Below are 19,159 nucleotides of genomic sequence, written 5' to 3'. Positions count from 1 at the left end.
AGCCCGGTTTCTAGGCAAAGTAACAAAAACCCTTGCCCCGAGGCGACTTAGGGCATTCATCCCCGTCTTATTCACAAAGTTATCCACAGATTCTGTGGACAAGAAAAAAAGTCCTTACGGCAGCGGGGCTTAGGGAAAATTTCACACCTAACGCGGCAACAATCGTCGCTATCTCGGCATTCCTGACATTTCCTGGCGGGCCGCCCAGTAACGCGGCCGGTCCTGGCGCTCGGAGCTGCCGGACACCCCATCGACTCCCAGGCGGAAGGTGACGGCGCCGTCCTGGTCGGTCCGCCACACGGTGCTGCCAATCTCCCGGTAGCGCTCCACCACCTCGGGGCGGGGATGGGAAAAACGGTTGCGGTAGCCGGCGGAGAACACCACCTGGTCCGGCCGCACGGCCCCGACGAACGCCGGGGACGAGGCGCTGGCACCGCCGTGGTGGGGCGCCACCAGCACGTCGGCGCGCAGTTCCGGGCCGCCCCGGCGCAGCACGGCGGCCTCGTCGGGGATTTCCAGGTCGGCCGCCAGGAGCAGGCGTCGCCCGGCTGCATCCACCGTCATCACGCAGCTCTGCCGGTTGGGCTTGATGCCCGGCGCCACGGCTTCCCGGGGCGGATGGAGGACGGTGAAGCGCACCCCGTCCCACTCCCAGGCCAGCCCGTGCTCGCACAGGTCCCGCGGCACGCCGAAGGCATGGGCGGGGTGGGCCTCGGGCAGGGTGTCCACCAGCCAGGCGGTGGGAAAGGCCTGCAGCACCGACAGGGCGCCGCCGGAATGGTCCCGGTCGGAATGGGTCACCACCAGGGCATCGAGCCGCCCCACCCCCAGGGTACGCAGATAGGGCGCCACCACCCGCTCGCCAGCATCGGTCTCGCCCCAAGCCGGGCCGGTGTCGTAGGCCAGCACATGGCCGGCCGTGCGCACCACCACCGCCAGCCCCTGGCCCACGTCGAGCACGGTGACCCAGGCCTCTCCCGCGCCGGGCCGGGGCACCGGCCAGGTGACCAGGGGCAGCAGCAGCAAGGCGCCGGCCAGCCGCCCGGGCAGCCCCCGGGGCGCCAGCAGCAGGAGCAGCCCGGCCACCGCCAGGGCCATGCTCCAGATCGGCGGCGCCGGGGGCGACCACACCGCCAGGGGGAGATCCGCCAGCCAGACGAGCAGGGACATCAGGGGAGACAGCACGGCATGGGCCAGCCACAGCAGACTGTCCACCGGCAGCAGCGCCGCAAGCAGGGCCAGGGGCGTGACCACAAAGCTGATCACAGGGATGGCCACGGCGTTGGCCAGGGGCGACACCAGGGAGAATTGCTGGAAGAAGAAGAGGACCAGGGGCAGGGTCGCCAGGGTGGCGGTCCACTGGGCCAGGCCGAAGCGGGCCAGGGCCAGCCGCATCCGGCCGCGCCACGTCCGGGTGGTGCCGCCCTCTTCGTCCCGGGCAAGCTCGACCCGCCCACCGCCCACGTAGAGCAGCGCCCCCACGGCACCATAGGAAAGCCAGAACCCCGGCACCAGCACGGCCCAGGGATCGAGCACCAGCACGGCCACTAGCGCCGCCGCCAGTACCCGGCTGACCCGGGTGGCCCGTCCGCACACCACCGCCAGGCCGGCCACCGCCACCATGATCAGGGTGCGCAGGGCCGGTACGCCGGCGCCGGCCAGCAAGGTGTAGACCAGGGCCGCCACCATGCCGGCCAAGGCCGCCGCTCGGGGCGTCGCCAGGAGCAATGGGGCCCGGGGATGGCGGCGCCACAGGGCGCCGGCCAGGGCCGCCACCAGCCCGGCCACCAGGGTGACGTGGAGGCCGGAAATGGACATCAGGTGGGTGGTGCCGGTGCGGGCAAAGACGCGCCACTGGCCGCTATCCACCGCCTGCTGGTCCCCCACCGCCAGAGCGGCGAGGATACCGCCCCAGGGGTAGTCCGGCCGCGGCAGGACGGCCAGGAAACGGTCCCGCGCCATTTCGCGCAGCCGCTCGATGATCGTGTCCGGCCGGGCGACGAAGGCCGACAGCCGCACCGGCACCAGGCGCACCGCCCCGCTGGCGTCGATGCCCCGCTCCACCATCCAGGCCTCGGCGTCGAAGCCCCCCGGGTTGCGCAGGCCGTGGGGGCGCTTGAGGCGCACGGTCATGCGCCAGCGTTCGCCGGAATGCAGCTCCGGCGTGGACCGGGCGTCCCGGCCCGCCAGGCTGTCGGCGCGGCGCGCCTCCCACCAACCCAGGGACAGGCGACGCGGCATGACGGCGGGCCCCGGCTCTTTTCCCAACAGGCCGGCACCCTGCATCTGCTCGACCTCCAACTCGAAGCGGACGCCCCAGGACATGGCCTGGGGCATGCGGGTGACGATGCCGGTGACGACGAAATCCCGCCCCTCGTCCGCTGCCGCCAGCTGGCGGGAGAGGGCGTCGTCGGCCCGCCAGCCGGCCCAGGAGAAACCGAGGACGGCCAGGAGGGTGGCCAGGGCCGTCAGGCCCAGGGCGCGGCGGCGGGCCTCGGCACCCCGGGTCTGCCACGCCGCCGCCAGCACGCCCGCGCCGGACAGCAGCAACAGCAGCCCCCAGGGCCAGCCGGGCAACCTGGGCTGGGCCTGGAGCAGCAGCACGCCCAGGGCAAAGAATAGGGACGCCAGTCTCATGACATTCAATTAAACCAGAAAGCCCGCTCCATGCCTGGGCCGCCAAAGCGGCGCCACCCCGATCGGCAACGCCCCGGAAAGCCCCCGTCCACGGTTTGTCCGGCTTCCCGCCCGTTTTCTCGCTACTATTTCCGAGCCATGCGCAAAATCTTCAAACGCTTCCTGCCCCACCACGAATCGGTCCACGGCAACCGCTGGCTGCGCCCCTTCGCCGGCACCCTGCTCCACCCCCGCCTGTGGCACCTCAACCGCCACTCGGCCGCCGGGGGCATCGCCGTGGGCCTGTTCTGCGGGCTGATCCCGGGCCCCTTCCAGATGCTCGGCGCGGCCATCTGCTGCGTCTTCCTGCGGGTGAACCTGCCCCTCGCCCTGTTCACCACCCTGTACACCAACCCCTTTACCATCGTGCCCCTTTACCTGGTGGCCTTCGAACTGGGCCGGCTGGTGCTGGGGGACGGCAGCGCCACCTTCGTCAGCCCGCCGGAATTCGACGGCGGCCAGTTGCTCGCCTGGGTCGAGGCCATGGCCCACTGGGCCCTGGCCCTGGGCAAGCCCCTGGGGGTGGGGCTGGTGCTGCTGGCCGCCTTGCTGGCGGCATCGGGATACGCTATCGTGCGCGCCGGCTGGCGCTACTATCTGGTGCGTGCCTGGCACGCCCGCCGCGCGCGGCATCGCACCGCGTCTTCTTCCTGAGCCGAATCGCCCCGACCGCCCTCACCTCCCCCTCTTCCGCCCATGGCCTCGCAACGCGAACCGAGCAACGTGCTGCGCTACTTGCAGGGCGCCCTGGCATTGTTCGCCCTGGTGCACGTCATCGGCACCCTCGGCTACCACCTTCTGACCGGCGGCCGCTACAGCTGGTTCGACTGCTTCTACATGACCTTCATCACCGTCACCACCATCGGTTTCGGTGAAATCATCGAGATGACGGACAATCCGCCGGCGCGGATGTTCACCGTGTTCATCGGCATGCTCGGCGCCGGCACCCTGTCGTTCCTGTTCTCGTCGGTGACGGTGATGGTGCTGGAATCGGACCTGAACGGCACTTTGAAGAGAAAACGCATGGACAAGACGATCCGCCAGCTCAAGGACCACTACATCGTCTGCGGCTTCGGCCGGGTGGGGCGCAACGTAGGGCGGGAACTGGAAAGCACCAACCGGCACTTCGTCGCCCTCGAGGAGAATGGCGAGACTCTGGCCGCCAACCGGGAGAAATTCCCCGGGCTGCTCGCCCTGCACGGGGACGCCTCCGACGACGACGTGCTGGAGAAGGCCGGCATCGGCGCCGCCGCCGGGGTGTTCGCCGTCACCGGCGACGATTCGCGCAACCTGATGATCATCATCACCGCCAAGCAGCTCAACCCGCGGCTGCGGGTGGTGGCCCGCTGCCAGGAGGCGCGCAACGTCGAGAAGATGAAGAAGGCCGGCGCCGACGCCATCTTCGCCCCCGACACCACCGGCGGGATGCGCCTGGCCTCGCTGATGGTGCGGCCCAATGTGGTGTCCTTTCTCGACGAAATGCTCAAGTCGGAAAAGCGCCTGCGGGTCGAGGAAGTGCCGGTGCCCCTTAGCTTCACTTCCACCCCCCTGGGCAAGCTGGCCCTGCGCAGCTCCGAGTACGTACTGCTGGCGGTGCGCATAGGCAGCGAGTGGATGTTCAACCCGGCCAAGGATTTCGAATTGCAGCCCGGCCACGTGCTGATCGCCATGGCCAGCCCGGTGGGGCGCATCGAGCTGGAAGAAGCCCTGATCGCCATGATCGCCTGACCCCGGAAACCCTCCGACAATCCGCATGGCCCTCGCCCTCAAAGCCCTGCTCGGCGCCGTGGTGGTGCTGCTGATCGCGCTGCTGGCCAAGACCCGCAACTACTACATCGCCGGCCTGGTCCCCCTCTTCCCCACCTTCGCCCTGATCGCCCACTACATCGTCGGCAGCGAACGCGGCACCGCCGACTTGAAGGCCACGGTGCTGTTCGGCCTGTGGGCGGTTCTGCCCTACCTGGGCTACCTGGGGTCCCTGTATGTACTGCTGGACCGCTTGCCCCTGATCCCCGCCCTGGGGGCCGCCACCGCCGTGTGGCTGGCACTGGCGGTGCTGCTGGTGCTGGGCTGGGGGCGCTGGCACGGCGCCTGAGGCGCGCTCACCCGCGCGGACCCGCTTCAACCGGACAGCGGACCCGCCTGCGCCGCGGGGGCGCCTCAGAAGCGGAAACGCCCCACCTCGCCCTGCAAATACTCGGCCAGGGATTCCAGCTCCCCGGCGGTGCCGGCGTTCTCAGCCACCGCCGCGCTGTTTTCCTCGGCCATCTGGGCGATGCGCTCCACGTTACGGGCGATTTCCTGAGCGGCGGCGCTCTGTTCGCGCAGGGCGTCGGTGATTTCCTCCACCTTCCCCGCCACTTCCCGGGCGCCCCCCTGGAGCCGCACCATGGTGTCGCCGGCCTCGCCGGTGAGGCGCACCCCGTCGCCGACCCGGGCCACCCCCTCGTCCATGCCAATCACCGCCTCCCGCACGCCGTTCTGGATAGCGTCCACCATGGCGGCGATTTCCTGGGTCGAGTGGCCGGTGCGCTCGGCCAGCTTGCGCACCTCGTCGGCCACCACGGCAAAGCCGCGCCCGGCCTCTCCGGCCCGGGCGGCCTCGATGGCGGCATTGAGGGCCAGCAGGTTGGTCTGGTCGGCGATTTCCTTGATGGTATTGACGATGGCGGTGATGCCCTCGGAGTGGCGCCCCAGATCGGCCATGGCGGAGGACGAGCGGTGCACCACCTCGGCGATGGCCTCGATGCCCCGGACCACGCCGCCCACCACCTCCGTCCCCTGGCCGGACATGGTCTCGGCCTCGGCGGACAGGGCCCGGGTGGCGTCGGCGTTATGGCTGATGTGATCCACCCCGACGCTCATCTGCTGCACCGAGGCGGCCATGGACGACGCCGCTTCGCTCTGGCTCTGGGTGGACAGGGAAATCTCCCGGCTGGAGCGGGCCAGTCCTTCCGACGCCTCGGCCAGGCGGCCGGCGCTGCTTTGCACGTTGCGCACCAGGGTGGCGAAGGAATCGGCCACCTGATTGAAGCTCTCGCCCACGGCGTGCATCTCGTCCCGGCTCTTCACCTCGACCCGGGCGCCCAGATCGCCGGCGGCGATGCGCCGCGCCCCGTCGGCCACCGTGCCGATGCTCTCGCCCACCGCCCGGGCCACCCCGGCGGCCAGGTACGAGAACAGCAAGGCGAGCAGGACCGTAGCCGCCACGGCGATCGCCAGGGTTTCCTCAGCGTGCCGGATGCGGACTCGGATCAGTTGCTGGGCGGTAGGCAGCAGGGTGTCGAAATACTGGGTGTAGCCCTTGTCGATGGCCTTGGTGACCATTTCGTAGAAGGCGGTGGAATCGTTGTTCAGGGCGCCGGTCAGCAGGTCCTGGCTCACCAGGCCCACCACTTCCTCGGCCCCGGCGGAAATGTCCTTGGCGCTGGCGAGCAGGGTGTCCCGCACCCGGGGGTTGAGGGCCGCCGCCTTGTCCAGGTTGAAATTGAGGAAGCGCAGAGTCTCCCGCACCTGGGCGGCCAGGACCCCCAGGCTCACCTTCTGGGCGTCGACGATCTGCTTCTTGGCCAGGATGGCGGTGCCCTGGGCCCGGGTCTGACCCAGCCGTTCGAGCATGGAGGGCAGCTTCACTACCGCCGTCTCCAGCAGGTAATAGCTGCCCATGTCCGGGTCCACGGTGATGCGGAAATGGTCGGCTGCGTCCGTCTGCATCAGCAGCAGGCTGTCGATCAGCCGGGTGTGGGCGGCGATGTTCTCGCTCGCCACCCAGGACAGGCCGTCTCCCTGGATCGCCTGCCATTGCTCCTGAATCGACGCCCAGCGCTGGCTGCCGCGCAGTTCCGGCGGCAGGCGCCCATCCAGTTGCCCCAGGACGCGGGCGATGTCGGCGGTGCGCTGGTCGAGCTTGGCCTTGAGCGCCCCGTTGCCCCCCAGCACTCCGCCGGACAGGCCCCGGTGCTGCTGGCTGGCCTGGATCACCGAGCCAAAGGGCTGGAGCAGTTCGATGCCCTCCAGTTCGAGCTGGGATTGAGTAATGACCTGGCGCAACTGGATGAAGAGGCCGGCAAAGACGATGGCGATGGCCGCCAGGGCCACGACGCCGATCACGGCAAATTTGCGCCCATAGCGCAGGCGGTTCATGAGTGCCACGGCAGGCGCGAGAAATAACGACATGGAACGATCCCCCGAGAATTTCTGTTTGCTTTGATTCGTTTTCCCCGCCGCCCGCCCATCGCTTCCGATGGCACTACAGCGAACGGGCAACGTTATTGTCGATTTTAAGAACGCTTCCCGACAGCGTCTTTTATCCAGATCAGATTTGCCCGGCGACAATCGCCGCCGCGCCAACGCTCAAAAGCAAAAAACCGCTTGTTTCCAAGCGGTTTTTGTTTGACGCGACCCGAAGCCCCGGATGGGGCACAGGGTTTCAAGCCGGCATTGCGGAACGCCGCGCCAGGCCTTGCGTTCGGCAACGGCCTCCGACGGAATGACGGAATCACAGCTTGAAGTGGCGCACCTCCTCCTGCATCTCCAGGGCCAGGGATTGCAGCTGGGCCGAGGTGTCGGCATTGCCGGCAGCGGCGGCGCTGGTCTCTTCGGCCATCTGGGCGATGCGCTCTACGTTGCGGGCGATCTCGGTGGCGGCGGCGCTCTGCTCCTTGAGCGAGACGGCGATGTCGTTGGTCATGGTCACCACCTGCTGGGAGCTGGCGCGAATCTCGCCCATGGCCTCCCCCGCCTCACTGGTCAGGCGCACGCCCTGGTCCACCCGCTCCACGCCCCCCTGCATGCTGCCGACCGCCTCCCGGGTGCCGCTCTGGATGGCGCCGATCATCTCGCCGATTTCCTGGGTGGAGTGGGCGGTGCGCTCGGCCAGCTTGCGCACTTCGTCGGCCACCACGGCGAAGCCCCGGCCCGCCTCGCCGGCCCGGGCCGCCTCGATGGCGGCGTTGAGGGCCAGCAGGTTGGTCTGGTCGGCGATCTCCTTGATGGTATTGACGATGGCCGAGATGCCTTCCGAATGGCGTCCGAGGTCTTCGATCACCCTTGCCGAACCGCTGACCGACTCGGCCACCCGCTCGATTTCCGCCACCACCGCCTGGACCTTGCCGGCGCCGGCATCGGAAAGCTCGCCAGCCTGGGCCGACAGGCCGTGGGCCTCGGTGGCGCTGTGGCTGATGTGGTCGATGCCCACGGTCATTTCTTCCACGGCGGCCGCCATGTTGGAAGCGGCGTCGCTCTGCTGCTGGGTCGCCTCGGTGATCTGGGCCGAGGACTCGGCCACCTGGCGGGACGATGCGGTCAGTTGGCCGGAGGTTTCCTGCACCTTGCGGATCAGCTTGGAAAACCCCTCACCCAGGGCATTGAAGCCTTCCGCCAGGTATTTCAATTCGTCCCGGGTAGCCACGCTGACGCGCACCGTCAGGTCGCCCTCGGCCATGAGCTGGGCGCCCCTGGAGAAATCGGTCAGCCCCCGCATCACCGACAGGTAGGTGCCCGCCGCCAGGTAGGCAGCCAGCAAGGCCACCAGCACCAGGATGCCGAGGGCCGCATAGAGACTGTGCTGAGCGCGGGCGATGCGGGTTTTGACCAGGGTTTCGGTGGCCGGCATCAGGGTGGCGAACATCTGCTGGTAGCCCTGGTCGATCACTCCGGTCAACTGGTCGTAGTACGCCTTGGGCGGGGTGGCGAAGTGCCCGGCCAGGATATCCTCGCGGACCAGCTTGGTAGTCGCGTCCACAGCGGCGATCAAGGCCTGGGGCGAATCGCCGAGGAGGCCCTTCACCGCCCCGTTGGCCTTCTGCGCCTTGGCCACCTGGATGCGGTAGTGCTTGACCTGGGCATCCAGGTCGGCGAGAAGGGCGACCAGTTCCACCTTCTGGTTATCGCTCACTTCCTTGCGGGTGAGAATCCCGGTACCCCGGGCGCGCAGCTGGCCGAGGCGCTCCAGGGCCGCCGGCAGCTTGTTCACGATGGTATCGATCAAGTAGAACGAATCGATGTCCGGGTCGATGGTCAGGCCCTGGGCATCGGCCACCGCCACCTGGAAGACCAGGGCTTCGTCCACCAGGCGCGTATGGCGGGCCAGGTTGTCCGCCGGCGCCAGGGCCAGCCCGCCGCTGCGCAGCTGGCTCCAGCCATCCTTGATCTGCCGCCATCCCTCCTCGCCGGCCAGCCCGGGGCCCAGGGCCCCCTCGGTGCGGACCAGGGCCTCGCCCACCTCGGCCTCCTTGGCTGCCCGGGCGTCCTTCATCGCCTCGTTGCCGTTCAGCACGGCCGAGGACAGGCCCCGATGCTGCTGCAGCAGCTTCACCAGGGACTGGCTCTGGCGCAGGGTGTCCAGGGCAGTCAGTTCGCGCCGGGACAGGTCGATCAGGCCGTTCAGGGTCGAATAAAGGTTGAACAGCAGCAGCAGCACGGCCACCGACACCACCCCGCCCAGCAACAGGAACTTGCGCGGGTAGGACAACCGGTTCATCAACCAGACGGCGGGACCAAAAAATGTCTTCATGGGATTCCTGTCGGAGCGGGCCACAAGGGTAGGGAACCAGCGCTTTGGAATATGACCTGCAAATGGCCGTTGAATTCCATTCAGGTACGCCTGGGGAAATAACCCTACTGTAAAAGTGGCCGGGATTCTACCTGCCCCGGACGCCCCAGCCTAATAGCGCAAATGGACGCCGCTGCCGGAGATCCGGGGCGTCACGCGCCACAGTGGCGCAAGTCGGGAGACGGCGAAAGAATGCCAGGGAAATTTGCCGGGCCGGGGTGCGGCGGCCACGGTGCTTGCGACAAGGCCAGCCGGCTCGGCGCCCGCACGGGACGGCAGGCAGCCCCCATCCGCCGCCGGGACGCGGCGGATGGGGGCTGCCCTTGCTTGCAGAAACGTTTTTCAGCCGAGGCGGCCGTCGCTGATGCGCAGGTGGCGATGGCAGCGCCCGGCCAGTTCCAGGTCGTGGGTCACCATCACGAAGGCAGTGCCCTGGCTCCGGGCCAGGTCGAGCATCAGGTTGAACACCTGGTCGGCGGTGCTCCGGTCCAGGTTGCCGGTAGGCTCATCGGCCAGCACGCAGGCGGGCCGGGTCACCAGGGCCCGGGCCAGGGCGGCGCGCTGGCGTTCGCCGCCGGACAGCTCGCCCGGGGTGTGGGCAAGGCGGTGCCCCAGGCCCACGGCCTCCAGCACCGTCCTGGCCTGGGCTTCGGCCTCGGCCCGCTCGGTGCGGCGGATGAGCAGGGGCATGGCCACGTTCTCCAGGGCGGAGAACTCGGGCAGCAGGTGGTGGAACTGGTAAACGAAGCCCAGGTGGGCGTTGCGCCAGTCGCCCCGTTCCGCCTCGCCCATACCGGCCCACAGCCGGCCCTTCAAGCGCGCCTCGCCGGCACTGGCCGTATCCAGGCCGCCGAGCAGGTGCAGCAGGGTGCTCTTGCCCGAACCCGAGGCACCGACGATGGCCAGGGTCTCGCCGGCGGCAACGGTCAGGTCGATGCCGCTCAGCACCGGCACCGACAGCTTGCCCTCGTTGAAGATCTTGGACAGCCCCCGGGCCTCGATCACCGCCTCGGCGGCGGCATGGGGGGCTTGGGGGGCGGAAGTCAGAACGGCATCACTCATAGCGCAGCGCCTCGGCAGGATTGACCCGGGAGGCCCGGTAGCTGGGGTAAAGGGTGGCGACGATGCCCAGGACGAAGGCCACGATGGTGACGGTGGTCACGTCGCGCCATTGCAGCTCCGAGGGCAGCTGGGAGATGTAATACACCTCCTTGGAGAGGAACTGGATGCCGGTGATCCGCTCGATGAAGGGCACCACCACGTCGATGTTGAGCGCCAGGGCCACGCCGCCGGCAACGCCGATGGCCAGTCCGACGAGCCCGATCAGCACGCCCTGGACCATGAAGATGGCCATAATGCTGCGCGGCGAGGCCCCCAGAGTGCGCAGGATGGCAATATCCGCCTGCTTGTCGGTGACCGCCATGACCAGGGTCGAGACGATGTTGAAGGCGGCCACGGCGACGATCAGGGACAGGATGATGAACATCATGTTCTTCTCGATCTGCACGGCGCGGAAGAAGTTGGCGTGGCTGCGGGTCCAGTCGGTCAGGTAGGCGTCGGTGCGGATCATCCGGGCCACCTCCCGGGCCACCCGGGGTGCCTGGAACAGGTCGTCGAGCTTGAGGCGGATACCCGAGACGTTGTCGCCCATCCGGTACAGGGTCTGGGCATCCTGCAAGTTGATCAGGGCCAGGCCCGAGTCGTACTCGAACATGCCTACCTCGAAGATGCCCACCACGCGGAAGGTCTTCAGCCGGGGCACCACCCCGGCCGGGGTCACCGAGCCTTGCGGCGCGATCACCGTCACCTTGTCGCCGACGAAGACGTGCAGTGCCCGGGCCACCTCGCTGCCAAGGACGATGCCGAACTCGCCGGGCCGCAGATCGGACAGGGCGCCGCTCTTCAAATGATTGGCAAAGTCCGCCACCTGGCCCTCCATGTCGGGCAGCACGCCGCGGATCACCACCCCGCGCACCTCCTCGCCGAAGGTCAGCATCGACTGGGCCTGGACGAAGGGGGCCGCCCCCTTCACATCCGGATGGCGGCGGGCCTCTTCCAGCACCCGGGGCCAGTCCGGCAGTTGGCCGTCCATGCCTTCGATCTGAATGTGGGAGGCCACGCCGAGGATGCGTTCGCGCAGTTCCGTCTGGAAGCCGTTCATCACCGACAGCACCACGATCAAGGCGGCCACGCCGAGGGCGATGCCGGCCATGGAAATGGCGGAGATGAACGAGACGAAGCGGTTGCGCCGGGCGCCCCGCTTCTTGGCCCGGGTATAGCGCAGGCCGATGAGCAACTCGTAGGGAAGGGAGGACACGGAAATTGGCGGAAAGGTAGTGGATGCAGTGAGCGGGAACGGGCTGTACAACTGGAAATCGCGAGCCGTGGCGCCGGGTGAGATGCCCTGGCGTTACGGCGTCCGGCGCCACGCCGGCAGGGGCGCCCGGAAAAGACGCTATGCTACACTCCGCCCTCCCCCCGGGCCACCCGGACCCACTGCGGGACCCGGCCAATTCGCAGGCTCCATGGACTCTGCGGACACATCCCCGCCGATATCAGCCGGTATTCGGCATCGCCGGCAACCCCCGCGTCCCGATATCCCCTCCCGCCCTGCCACGGCCCCACGCAGCACCGCCATGCACCTGGAAATCCTCGTCCCCGACCTGTTCTGGCCCGACCGCCGCGACACCGCCATCTACGCCGACCTGGCCCTGCCCGCCCTGGGCACGGTTCTGGCCCGGGGACGGCGCAGCGCCGTGGACCATCCCCGGCAACGGCCGCCGGCCTGGGAAGAAGTGCTGGCCAAGCGCCTCCAGGCCGGCCATGGCGCCGAGGCGGAACGTTCCCCCGCCGCCGCCCGGCTGGCCGGCGAAGCCGCTCCCCTGCCGGCGATCCAGTCCCCCGGCGCCTGGGTCTGTGCCGACCCGGTGCACCTGCGCTTCATCCAGCAGCAGGTGGTGGTGGCCGATGCTCGCCAGTTCGCCCTGGACGACGCCGACGCCCAAGCCCTGGTGGCCGGGCTCAACGACTACTTCGCCCCGGACGGTATCCGCATTGCCGCCCCGGCCCCCGACCGCTGGTACGCCTGGCTGCCCCAAGCCCTGCTCGATACCACCCTCGGTCTGCCGCCGGTGCTGCCCCTGTCGGCGGTGGCCGGCCGCCGCCTCGACGGCCGCCAGCCCGCCGCCGACCTGCCGCCGGCCCTGACCCGAGTGGTGAGCGACGCCCAGATGGCCCTGCACACCCACCCGGCCAACGCCCGCCGCGAAGACGCCGGCCACCTGCCGGTCAACAGCCTGTGGCTGTGGGGCTACGGCCTGCCGGCGGCACCGGACTTTTCCGCCGCCGCCAATACTTCCGCCCCCCTGGCCGCCCTCACCCACCTCTGGGCCGATCCCCCCCTGGCCCGGGGCCTGGCCGGCCCGGCCCGGGCTGCCGCCCTGCCCGACGATTTCACCGCCCTGCCCACCACCGAGGCCGCGTCCGCCGCCGGCCGGGGGCTGGTGGTGCTGGACAGCCTGTTCGACGCCGCCCTGTACCAGGACCGGGATGCCTGGCGCCGCGCCCTGCCCGCCGTGGAGGCCGCCTGGCTGGCCCCGGCCCTGGCCGCCCTGTGGGCTGGCCAGCTCACCGGCCTGACCCTGACCGTGCCCGCCACCCGGGCCACGGTGAGCTGGACCCTGGTTCCCGGCGACCGCTGGAAGTTCTGGCGCCGCCCCCTGCCCGCCGCCGCCCTGGCCACCTACGCCGCCCCCTGGCAGGCCGAAGGGGTGGAACTCAATCCGGAAGGGCCGGGCGCCTGATCTCATCCACCCACGCCAAGCCCCCAGCCGCTCCCACGCATCCTGCCCCAGACACCGACCCGACACCCCACGCCATGACCCGCATCGTCACCCGCCCCGTTTCCGAAAAACTCGTCTGGAGCCTCGAACAATCGGGCCTGCACCCGCTGCTGGCGCGCATCTACGCCGCCCGGGGGGTGGCCGCCAAGGGCGACCTGGACTACGGCCTGGCCGGCCTGTTGCCGCCCAAGGCCCTGAAGGGCGCCGAAGACGCCGCCGCGCTGCTGGCCGACGCCCTGGAGGCAGAAGCCCGCATCCTGATCGTGGCCGACTACGACTGCGACGGCGCCACCGCCTGCGCCGTGGCGGTGCGTGGCCTGCGCAGCCTGGGCGGTACGGTGGATTACCTAGTGCCCAACCGCTTCACCCTGGGCTACGGCCTGTCGCCGGAGATCGTGGATCTGGCCGCCGAGCGCAACCCGGACCTGCTGGTCACCGTGGACAACGGCATCGCCAGCATCGCCGGGGTGGAGCGGGCCCGGGAGCTGGGCATCGCCACCCTGATCACCGACCACCACCTGCCGGGGGAGACCCTGCCCGAGGCCGAGGTGATCGTGAACCCCAACCAGCCGGACTGCGCCTTCCCCTCCAAGAACCTGGCCGGGGTCGGGGTGATGTTCTACGTGCTGCTGGCCTTGCGCGCCGAGCTGCGCAACCGGGGTTTCTTCGTCGACCGGCCCGAACCCAATTTTGGCAACCTGCTCGACCTGGTGGCCCTGGGCACCGTGGCCGACGTGGTCAAGCTCGACCGCAACAACCGCATCCTGGTGGCCCAGGGCCTGGCCCGCATGCGCCAGGGCAAGCTGTGCGCCGGCATCCGCGCCCTGTTTTCCGCCGCCGGCCGGGAACTGAACCGCCTGTCCGCCTTCGACCTGGGCTTCGTCGTCGGCCCCCGGCTGAATGCCGCCGGGCGCCTCTCCGACATGAGCCTGGGCATCGAATGCCTGATCACCGACGACCCGGGCCGGGCGCTCAACATCGCCCAGGAACTGGACAAGCTCAACCGGGAACGGCGCGAGATCGAGGCCGGCATGCAGGAACAGGCCCTGGAGCGGCTGGCCGAACTGGAGGCCGGCGGCCTGGAAGGCGAAGGCAACGCCATTCCCGCCGCCCTGGCCCTGTTCGATGCGGACTGGCACCAGGGCGTGGTGGGCATCCTGGCCTCGCGTATCAAGGACCGCATCCACCGCCCGGTGTTCGCCTTCGCCCGGGGCGAGAACGGCGAGATCAAGGGGTCGGGGCGCTCCATCCCCGGCTTCCACCTGCGCGACGCCCTGGACCTGGTGTCCAAACGCGCCCCGGGCCTGCTGGTCAAATTCGGCGGCCACGCCATGGCCGCCGGCGCCACCATCCCTGAGGAACGCTTCGACGAATTCCGCGACCAGTTCGCCCGGGTCGCCGATGAATGGCTGACCGAGGCCGAACTGACCCGCACCCTGGAAACCGACGGCGGCCTGGATTCCGGCTTCTTCAACCTGGACGTGGCCCGCCTGCTCGAAGGCGAGGTGTGGGGCCAGGGCTTCCCCCCGCCCCTGTTCCAGGACGAATTCGTGGTGGAACAGCGCCGCGTGCTCAAGGAAAAGCACCTCAAGCTGACCCTGCGCAAGGGCAACACCCGGCTGGAAGCGATCCGCTTCAACTCCACCGACGACGCCGGCGACCATATCCGCGCCGCCTACCGCCTCACCGTCAACGAGTACAACGGCATCTCCAGCCCCCAGCTGGTGATCGAGTACGCCGAAGGGGCCTGAGGGCGCTCCCTCAATCTCTTAAGCACGGTTCCTGCCCCGGGTCCTGAACGCCTTCGTCGGCCTAGCGGATGCCAACCTCTTCCGTCAATCGCCCCCCGTACAAGCACCGTATCAGGACGACCTGATGGCATGTGGGGCTCCCCGGGAAACGGGGAAGACGAGGGCATGCCTAGTCCTGGGACTGTTGTTGGTCGGGCGACCGTTCGGGCCGGGCAACCGGAAGGTGCCAGCCGCGGCGCAGGGCCATGAGGCGTAGGCCGAAGCACAGCAATGCGCCGACGATGGTCGTGACGGTGGGGGGAAGCTTCAGCAGTTCGCCCACCACCACCACGGCCGCACCGGCCAACGCAGCCGTGGCGTAAATGTCGGCGCGCAGGACGGTGGGGACATTGGCCAGCAGGACGTCGCGCACCATGCCACCGCCAATGCCCGTGAGCATGCCGAGCAACGCCGCCATGAAGGGATTGAGCCCGAACATGAGCGCCTTGTGCGCCCCCGAGACAGCGAAGAGCGCGAGCCCCGCCGCATCGAACATGAGGACGGGGGAGCGCAGCCGATCCACCGCCGCATAGCGGTAGAAGGTGACCCCCCCCGCCAGCAGCGACACCGCCAGATAACGCCAATCGCCGATGCCGGCCGGGGGCACCGCGCCGATCAGGAGGTCGCGGGTGATGCCGCCGAAGTTTCCGGCGACGAAGGAGAGCACCAGGATGCCGAACAAGTCGAGCCGCCGCTCCACGCCGGCGGTGGCGCCGCTGAGGGCGAAAACGAAGGTGCCGGCAAGATCGAGGACGAGCAGAAGCGACATCGCAGGTTCTCCCCACGGCGCCCGATGAGGCCGCTGGCCGGGACGACCCGGCGATCACGCGGGCTTAGGCGGGCGCCTGTTGCAGTTGCTCCGAAAACCACGCCTGGGCGGCGACGACCAGGCTCTCGACCCCCGTCCGCAGCGTCGGGTGGATGACCGGCGCGAAGAGTGGGCTGTGGTTGACCGGCAGCTCGTTGAGCCGCCCCGCTTTCATGGCCGCGGCATAGACCTCGGGATCGGTGCCGCCGACGAACCAGAAGACGGACGGAACGTGCCACTCGGTGCCGAACGATCCGAAATCCTCGCTGGCCGGGGCCGGCCCGGTTTGCCGGACCCGCTCGGCGGGAAAGTGCCGGCGAAACGCCTCGACCACCCGCTTGCTCGCCTCCACGTCGTTGACGTTGAGCGGGTAGTGATCGAGCGTGGTGATCTCCGGCGGCCGCGGGGCGCCCGATGCGGCGGCCTCGGCATTGACGATCCGCTCGATCGCCGCCAGCACCCGCTTGCGCACCCCCTCGTCGAATGTCCGGACGTTCAGTTTGATGATCGCTTCGTCGGGGATGACGTTCTCCTTGGTGCCCGCCTGCAATGCCCCCACGGTAACCACGGCGGCCTCCGCCGCGGCGACTTCGCGGGACACCACGGTTTGCAGGCGCATCACCGTCGCGGCCGCCATCACCACCGGATCGATGCTGGCCTGGGGCATCGATCCGTGGGCGCCCCGACCGAACAGGCGGATTTGCAGGCTGTCCGCCGCCGAAGTGATGGCGCCGGTGCGTCCGGCCACGGCACCGGCCGGCCCCACCATGACGTGCTGCCCGAGGACGACCGCCGGTTTGGGAAAGCGTGTGAAGAGGCCGTCGTCGATCATGGCCTGCGCCCCTTCCGCGGTCTCTTCCCCGGGCTGGAAGACCGCCATCAGCGTTCCCCGCCAGGCCGGCTTGGCCTGGGCGAACAGGGCTGTCGCCCCCACGAGCCAGGCGACGTGCATGTCGTGCCCGCACATGTGCCCCACCGGCACCGTGTTGCCTTCCCGGTCCTTGGCCGTTTCCTTGCTGGCGTAGTCGAGGCCGGTCGCCTCCTCGACCGGCAGTGCGTCCATGTCGGCGCGCAACATCACGGTGGGCCCGTCGCCGTTGCGCAGCAGGCCCACCACACCGGTCTTCCCGATCCCCGTCGTCACTTCATACCCGGCGGCGCGCAGCCGCTCCGCCACCCGTTCGGCCGTGCGCGTCTCCTGCATCGACAACTCGGGGTGCGCGTGCACGTCCTTGTAGAAGGCCTCAAGGTCGGGAAGCAGCCGGTCGAGATGCTGCAGGACAGGCTCCGCAGCCGTTGCGGTCGTTGCGGTCGTCGTGCTCATCGCTGGTGTCCTTGAATCGTGGCAGGGTCAACTGGCCTGCTGCATGTCGTTGTCGATCGGCAGCATCTGGCCGGAGATCGACTTTGCGGCATCCGAGGCCAGGAATACCGCCAATGCGGCAATGTCCTTCGGATCGACCAATCGTTTGAGCGACTGGACGGCCATCGCCTCTTGCTTGATCTGCTCCAGGGGCCGGCCGCTCACCTGGGCACGACCTTCGAACACCCGCTGGATGCGGGGTCCGTCCACCGCGCCCGGCAGGATGGCATTGGCGCGAATCCCGTATTCGCCCAGCTCGATGGCCAGCGTCTTGGTGAATCCGATCAGTCCCCATTTGGCCGTGCAATACGGGCTGCGGTTGGCGTAGCCGAAACGCCCGGCCACCGATGACATGGTGATGATGGCACCGGCGCTGGACTGTTTCAGGTGGGGAATGGCGCAGCGGGTGACGTTGAAGGTTCCGGTCAGGTCCACCTGCATGACCTTTTCCCACGCATCGGGGTCCATCGTCTCGACCGGCGCGGTCGGGCCGGCGATGCCCGCGTTGTTGACCAGCACGTCGAGGCCGCCCAAGGCCTGTGCGCAGTCCGCCACCATGCGCTCGACCTCGGCCCGCTTCGACACATCGCAGATGCCGACCGTCACGGCGGGGATTTCACCGGCCAGCACCGTGAGCGCCTGGGCGTCGATGTCGCACACGAAGACCCGGGCACCGCCCGCGGCAAACGCCCGGACAATCTCGCGCCCAATTCCGGAGGCTCCGGCGGTCACCAGCACGCGTTGCGCCATGGCTTGCTCCAGGTCAGGGACCGTTACCGCACCGTACCGCGATTCGGTGCCAGCGATCCCGTGAAGACAGATTTTGTGCCGGGTGTTAGGCCAGGCCCTGAGATTTAGGTTCATCCGGAAACACCCCCTTCAGGAGGCATCGCCTTCCCCCTGGACCGCGCGCCAGGCAGGCGGGGAATCCGCACTTGTGGGCTTTTATGAGCGGCATCAAATCCAGCCCCTTGGCTTAAGGTTGGTTTAAGCAGTAGCCGACAAAAATGCTCGGGTATTTCGTCCGCGGCCCCGATCCAGGTCTCGGCCCTTCACATCTCCGAGAGACTTCACGATGAAACTACCCGCCACGCCCCTGTTCCTGGCCGCCCTGCTCACCCTCTCCTCTTCCGTCCAGGCTCAGGCCCATGGCCATTCCCACGACCACGGCAGTGCCGAAGCCCCGGCCTTGCTGCACCTCAACGCCGGCAAGAAATGGCAGACCGATGCCCCCTTGCGCGGCGCCATGGGGCGCATCAACGGCGCCATGGCCCACGCCCTGCCCCGGATCCACCAGGAGCGCTTCAGCGACGCCGACTACGCCGCCCTTGCCGCCACGGTGAACAAGGAAGTGGCCTACGCCGTGGAACATTGCAAGCTCGGCGCCGAGGCCGATGCCATGCTCCACCTGGTGATCGCCGATCTGCTGGCCGGCGCCGAGGTCATGCAAAGCCAGGAAGGCACGTCCCGCCACGACGGCGCCGTCAAGGTGGCGAAGGCCTTGCAGGCCTATGGCCGCTACTTCGCCCACCCGGGCTGGAAGCCCGCCCGGGGCTGATTTTTCCCAACCGTAGTTTTCGATATGGCCGAACCCCGCGCCAGTCGCGGGGTTTGAGGCATGCCCTCTGAAGATCGAGTATTGGCGAGGCTCTCCAGGCAGCCACCTCGAAACGCCTTTATTGGCGCGGACCTTCGCCCACCCTCTGAAGAAAAACAGTCCGGTGAGCCGAGATTTCCGGGCGGCAAAGGGCGATGCCCGCAGCGGCCACCGACCCTTAGAACAAGGCCCGGCCACCTGACTCCCCATCCAGGCAAACCGGACTCCCGGCTGCGGCGGGTGCCGGGGCTAACGGGCGGCGTCGCCGTGGCGCAGGCGTAGCGAGTACTGAGCGTGGAGGCGCGCCTGTTCGCTGTTGATCACCGTCTGCTGCTGGCCGAACGCGTCGCGCTCGGCGATGCTCCGGCTCGCTCCCTCGATGCTGCGCAGGCAGCGCCAACGCGGCCCGCGCTTGGTCGGGTACAGACGCATCTGGTCCTTGGGATGCTTCAACCTGCAGCAGTAGCAGAATATCGTCTCAGCCATCGCGACCTCGGATTTAAACGATTCACACCGTCGACCTGCAACGC

15 protein-coding genes are annotated in these 19,159 nt (G+C 68.8%); 6 read left to right on the top strand and 9 right to left on the bottom strand.

Annotation, left to right across the window (positions count from 1 at the left end):
- Positions 1-168: 168 nt before the first annotated feature.
- Positions 169-2,637 (bottom strand): DNA internalization-related competence protein ComEC/Rec2, encoded by a 2,469-nt coding sequence (locus tag V7Z98_RS14835; RefSeq protein ID WP_334158824.1) that lies wholly within the window; start codon positions 2,635-2,637, stop codon positions 169-171.
- Between the two features lie 138 nt (positions 2,638-2,775).
- Here V7Z98_RS14835 and V7Z98_RS14830 point away from each other — a divergent pair, with 138 nt between their 5' ends.
- From V7Z98_RS14830 to V7Z98_RS14820, 3 genes are read left to right on the top strand one after another with little or no spacing between them, the layout of a single operon-like run.
- On the top strand, positions 2,776-3,330 hold the full coding sequence (locus tag V7Z98_RS14830) for a DUF2062 domain-containing protein (RefSeq protein ID WP_293262492.1): 555 nt from the start codon (positions 2,776-2,778) through the stop codon (positions 3,328-3,330).
- Positions 3,331-3,372: 42 nt separating this feature from the next.
- On the top strand, positions 3,373-4,404 hold the full coding sequence (locus tag V7Z98_RS14825; protein WP_293262489.1) for a potassium channel family protein: 1,032 nt from the start codon (positions 3,373-3,375) through the stop codon (positions 4,402-4,404).
- Between the two features lie 25 nt (positions 4,405-4,429).
- Positions 4,430-4,771 (top strand): GlpM family protein, encoded by a 342-nt coding sequence (locus V7Z98_RS14820; RefSeq protein WP_293262486.1) that lies wholly within the window; start codon positions 4,430-4,432, stop codon positions 4,769-4,771.
- Between the two features lie 65 nt (positions 4,772-4,836).
- Here the strand turns inward: V7Z98_RS14820 and V7Z98_RS14815 are convergent, their stop codons facing one another.
- The 4 genes from V7Z98_RS14815 to V7Z98_RS14800 all read right to left on the bottom strand — a co-directional run bounded on the left by V7Z98_RS14815 (position 4,837) and on the right by V7Z98_RS14800 (position 11,546).
- The gene (locus V7Z98_RS14815; protein WP_334158823.1) at positions 4,837-6,819 is read right to left on the bottom strand and encodes a methyl-accepting chemotaxis protein; all 1,983 of its coding nucleotides are present in this window, start codon (positions 6,817-6,819) and stop codon (positions 4,837-4,839) included.
- Between the two features lie 355 nt (positions 6,820-7,174).
- Positions 7,175-9,190, bottom strand: coding sequence for a methyl-accepting chemotaxis protein (locus tag V7Z98_RS14810; protein ID WP_334158822.1), 2,016 nt, complete (start codon positions 9,188-9,190; stop codon positions 7,175-7,177).
- Positions 9,191-9,571: 381 nt separating this feature from the next.
- Complete coding sequence (gene lolD / locus V7Z98_RS14805; RefSeq protein WP_334158821.1) at positions 9,572-10,291, bottom strand: lipoprotein-releasing ABC transporter ATP-binding protein LolD; 720 nt, start codon at positions 10,289-10,291, stop codon at positions 9,572-9,574.
- On the bottom strand, positions 10,284-11,546 hold the full coding sequence (locus tag V7Z98_RS14800) for a lipoprotein-releasing ABC transporter permease subunit (RefSeq protein ID WP_334158820.1): 1,263 nt from the start codon (positions 11,544-11,546) through the stop codon (positions 10,284-10,286). Before V7Z98_RS14800 ends, lolD begins: the two co-directional genes overlap by 8 nt.
- A 319-nt stretch (positions 11,547-11,865) precedes the next feature.
- Here V7Z98_RS14800 and V7Z98_RS14795 point away from each other — a divergent pair, with 319 nt between their 5' ends.
- Both V7Z98_RS14795 and recJ read left to right on the top strand, forming a co-directional pair.
- Positions 11,866-13,032 (top strand): hypothetical protein, encoded by a 1,167-nt coding sequence (locus tag V7Z98_RS14795; RefSeq protein WP_334158819.1) that lies wholly within the window; start codon positions 11,866-11,868, stop codon positions 13,030-13,032.
- A 74-nt stretch (positions 13,033-13,106) separates the two neighbouring features.
- On the top strand, positions 13,107-14,822 hold the full coding sequence (gene recJ / locus V7Z98_RS14790; RefSeq protein WP_334158817.1) for a single-stranded-DNA-specific exonuclease RecJ: 1,716 nt from the start codon (positions 13,107-13,109) through the stop codon (positions 14,820-14,822).
- A 169-nt stretch (positions 14,823-14,991) separates the two neighbouring features.
- Here recJ and V7Z98_RS14785 read toward each other — a convergent pair whose 3' ends face one another.
- The 3 genes from V7Z98_RS14785 to V7Z98_RS14775 form a co-directional block, all read right to left on the bottom strand.
- The gene (locus tag V7Z98_RS14785) at positions 14,992-15,630 is read right to left on the bottom strand and encodes a trimeric intracellular cation channel family protein (protein WP_334158816.1); all 639 of its coding nucleotides are present in this window, start codon (positions 15,628-15,630) and stop codon (positions 14,992-14,994) included.
- Between the two features lie 64 nt (positions 15,631-15,694).
- Positions 15,695-16,993, bottom strand: a complete 1,299-nt coding sequence (locus V7Z98_RS14780) for a M20 family metallopeptidase (protein ID WP_334158815.1) — start codon at positions 16,991-16,993, stop codon at positions 15,695-15,697.
- A gap of 27 nt (positions 16,994-17,020) precedes the next feature.
- Positions 17,021-17,782: an SDR family oxidoreductase gene (locus tag V7Z98_RS14775; RefSeq protein WP_334158814.1), complete on the bottom strand. Its 762-nt coding sequence runs from the start codon at positions 17,780-17,782 to the stop codon at positions 17,021-17,023.
- A 325-nt stretch (positions 17,783-18,107) separates the two neighbouring features.
- Here V7Z98_RS14775 and V7Z98_RS14770 point away from each other — a divergent pair, with 325 nt between their 5' ends.
- Entirely contained in the window at positions 18,108-18,590 is a 483-nt protein-coding gene (locus V7Z98_RS14770) for a hypothetical protein (protein WP_334158812.1), read from the top strand.
- Between the two features lie 288 nt (positions 18,591-18,878).
- Here the strand turns inward: V7Z98_RS14770 and V7Z98_RS14765 are convergent, their stop codons facing one another.
- Entirely contained in the window at positions 18,879-19,115 is a 237-nt protein-coding gene (locus V7Z98_RS14765) for a hypothetical protein (protein WP_334158811.1), read from the bottom strand.
- Positions 19,116-19,159: the final 44 nt, after the last annotated feature.

It is taken from the genome of Oryzomicrobium sp., assembly GCF_036820405.1.
Classification (GTDB): domain Bacteria; phylum Pseudomonadota; class Gammaproteobacteria; order Burkholderiales; family Rhodocyclaceae; genus Oryzomicrobium.
This window is presented reverse-complemented; position numbering and strand designations above follow the sequence as displayed.

Bases quoted from the DNA above. Each gene is read 5' to 3' on its own strand.
- V7Z98_RS14835 (WP_334158824.1), bottom strand. From the start codon at position 2,637: ATGAGACTGGCGTCCCTATTCTTTGCCCTGGGCGTGCTGCTGCTCCAG.
- V7Z98_RS14830 (WP_293262492.1), top strand. From the start codon at position 2,776: ATGCGCAAAATCTTCAAACGCTTCCTGCCCCACCACGAATCGGTCCAC.
- V7Z98_RS14825 (WP_293262489.1), top strand. From the start codon at position 3,373: ATGGCCTCGCAACGCGAACCGAGCAACGTGCTGCGCTACTTGCAGGGC.
- V7Z98_RS14820 (WP_293262486.1), top strand. From the start codon at position 4,430: ATGGCCCTCGCCCTCAAAGCCCTGCTCGGCGCCGTGGTGGTGCTGCTG.
- V7Z98_RS14815 (WP_334158823.1), bottom strand. From the start codon at position 6,819: ATGAACCGCCTGCGCTATGGGCGCAAATTTGCCGTGATCGGCGTCGTG.
- V7Z98_RS14810 (WP_334158822.1), bottom strand. From the start codon at position 9,190: ATGAAGACATTTTTTGGTCCCGCCGTCTGGTTGATGAACCGGTTGTCC.
- lolD (WP_334158821.1), bottom strand. From the start codon at position 10,291: ATGAGTGATGCCGTTCTGACTTCCGCCCCCCAAGCCCCCCATGCCGCC.
- V7Z98_RS14795 (WP_334158819.1), top strand. From the start codon at position 11,866: ATGCACCTGGAAATCCTCGTCCCCGACCTGTTCTGGCCCGACCGCCGC.
- recJ (WP_334158817.1), top strand. From the start codon at position 13,107: ATGACCCGCATCGTCACCCGCCCCGTTTCCGAAAAACTCGTCTGGAGC.
- V7Z98_RS14785 (WP_334158816.1), bottom strand. From the start codon at position 15,630: ATGTCGCTTCTGCTCGTCCTCGATCTTGCCGGCACCTTCGTTTTCGCC.
- V7Z98_RS14780 (WP_334158815.1), bottom strand. From the start codon at position 16,993: ATGAGCACGACGACCGCAACGACCGCAACGGCTGCGGAGCCTGTCCTG.
- V7Z98_RS14775 (WP_334158814.1), bottom strand. From the start codon at position 17,782: ATGGCGCAACGCGTGCTGGTGACCGCCGGAGCCTCCGGAATTGGGCGC.
- V7Z98_RS14770 (WP_334158812.1), top strand. From the start codon at position 18,108: ATGAAACTACCCGCCACGCCCCTGTTCCTGGCCGCCCTGCTCACCCTC.
- V7Z98_RS14765 (WP_334158811.1), bottom strand. From the start codon at position 19,115: ATGGCTGAGACGATATTCTGCTACTGCTGCAGGTTGAAGCATCCCAAG.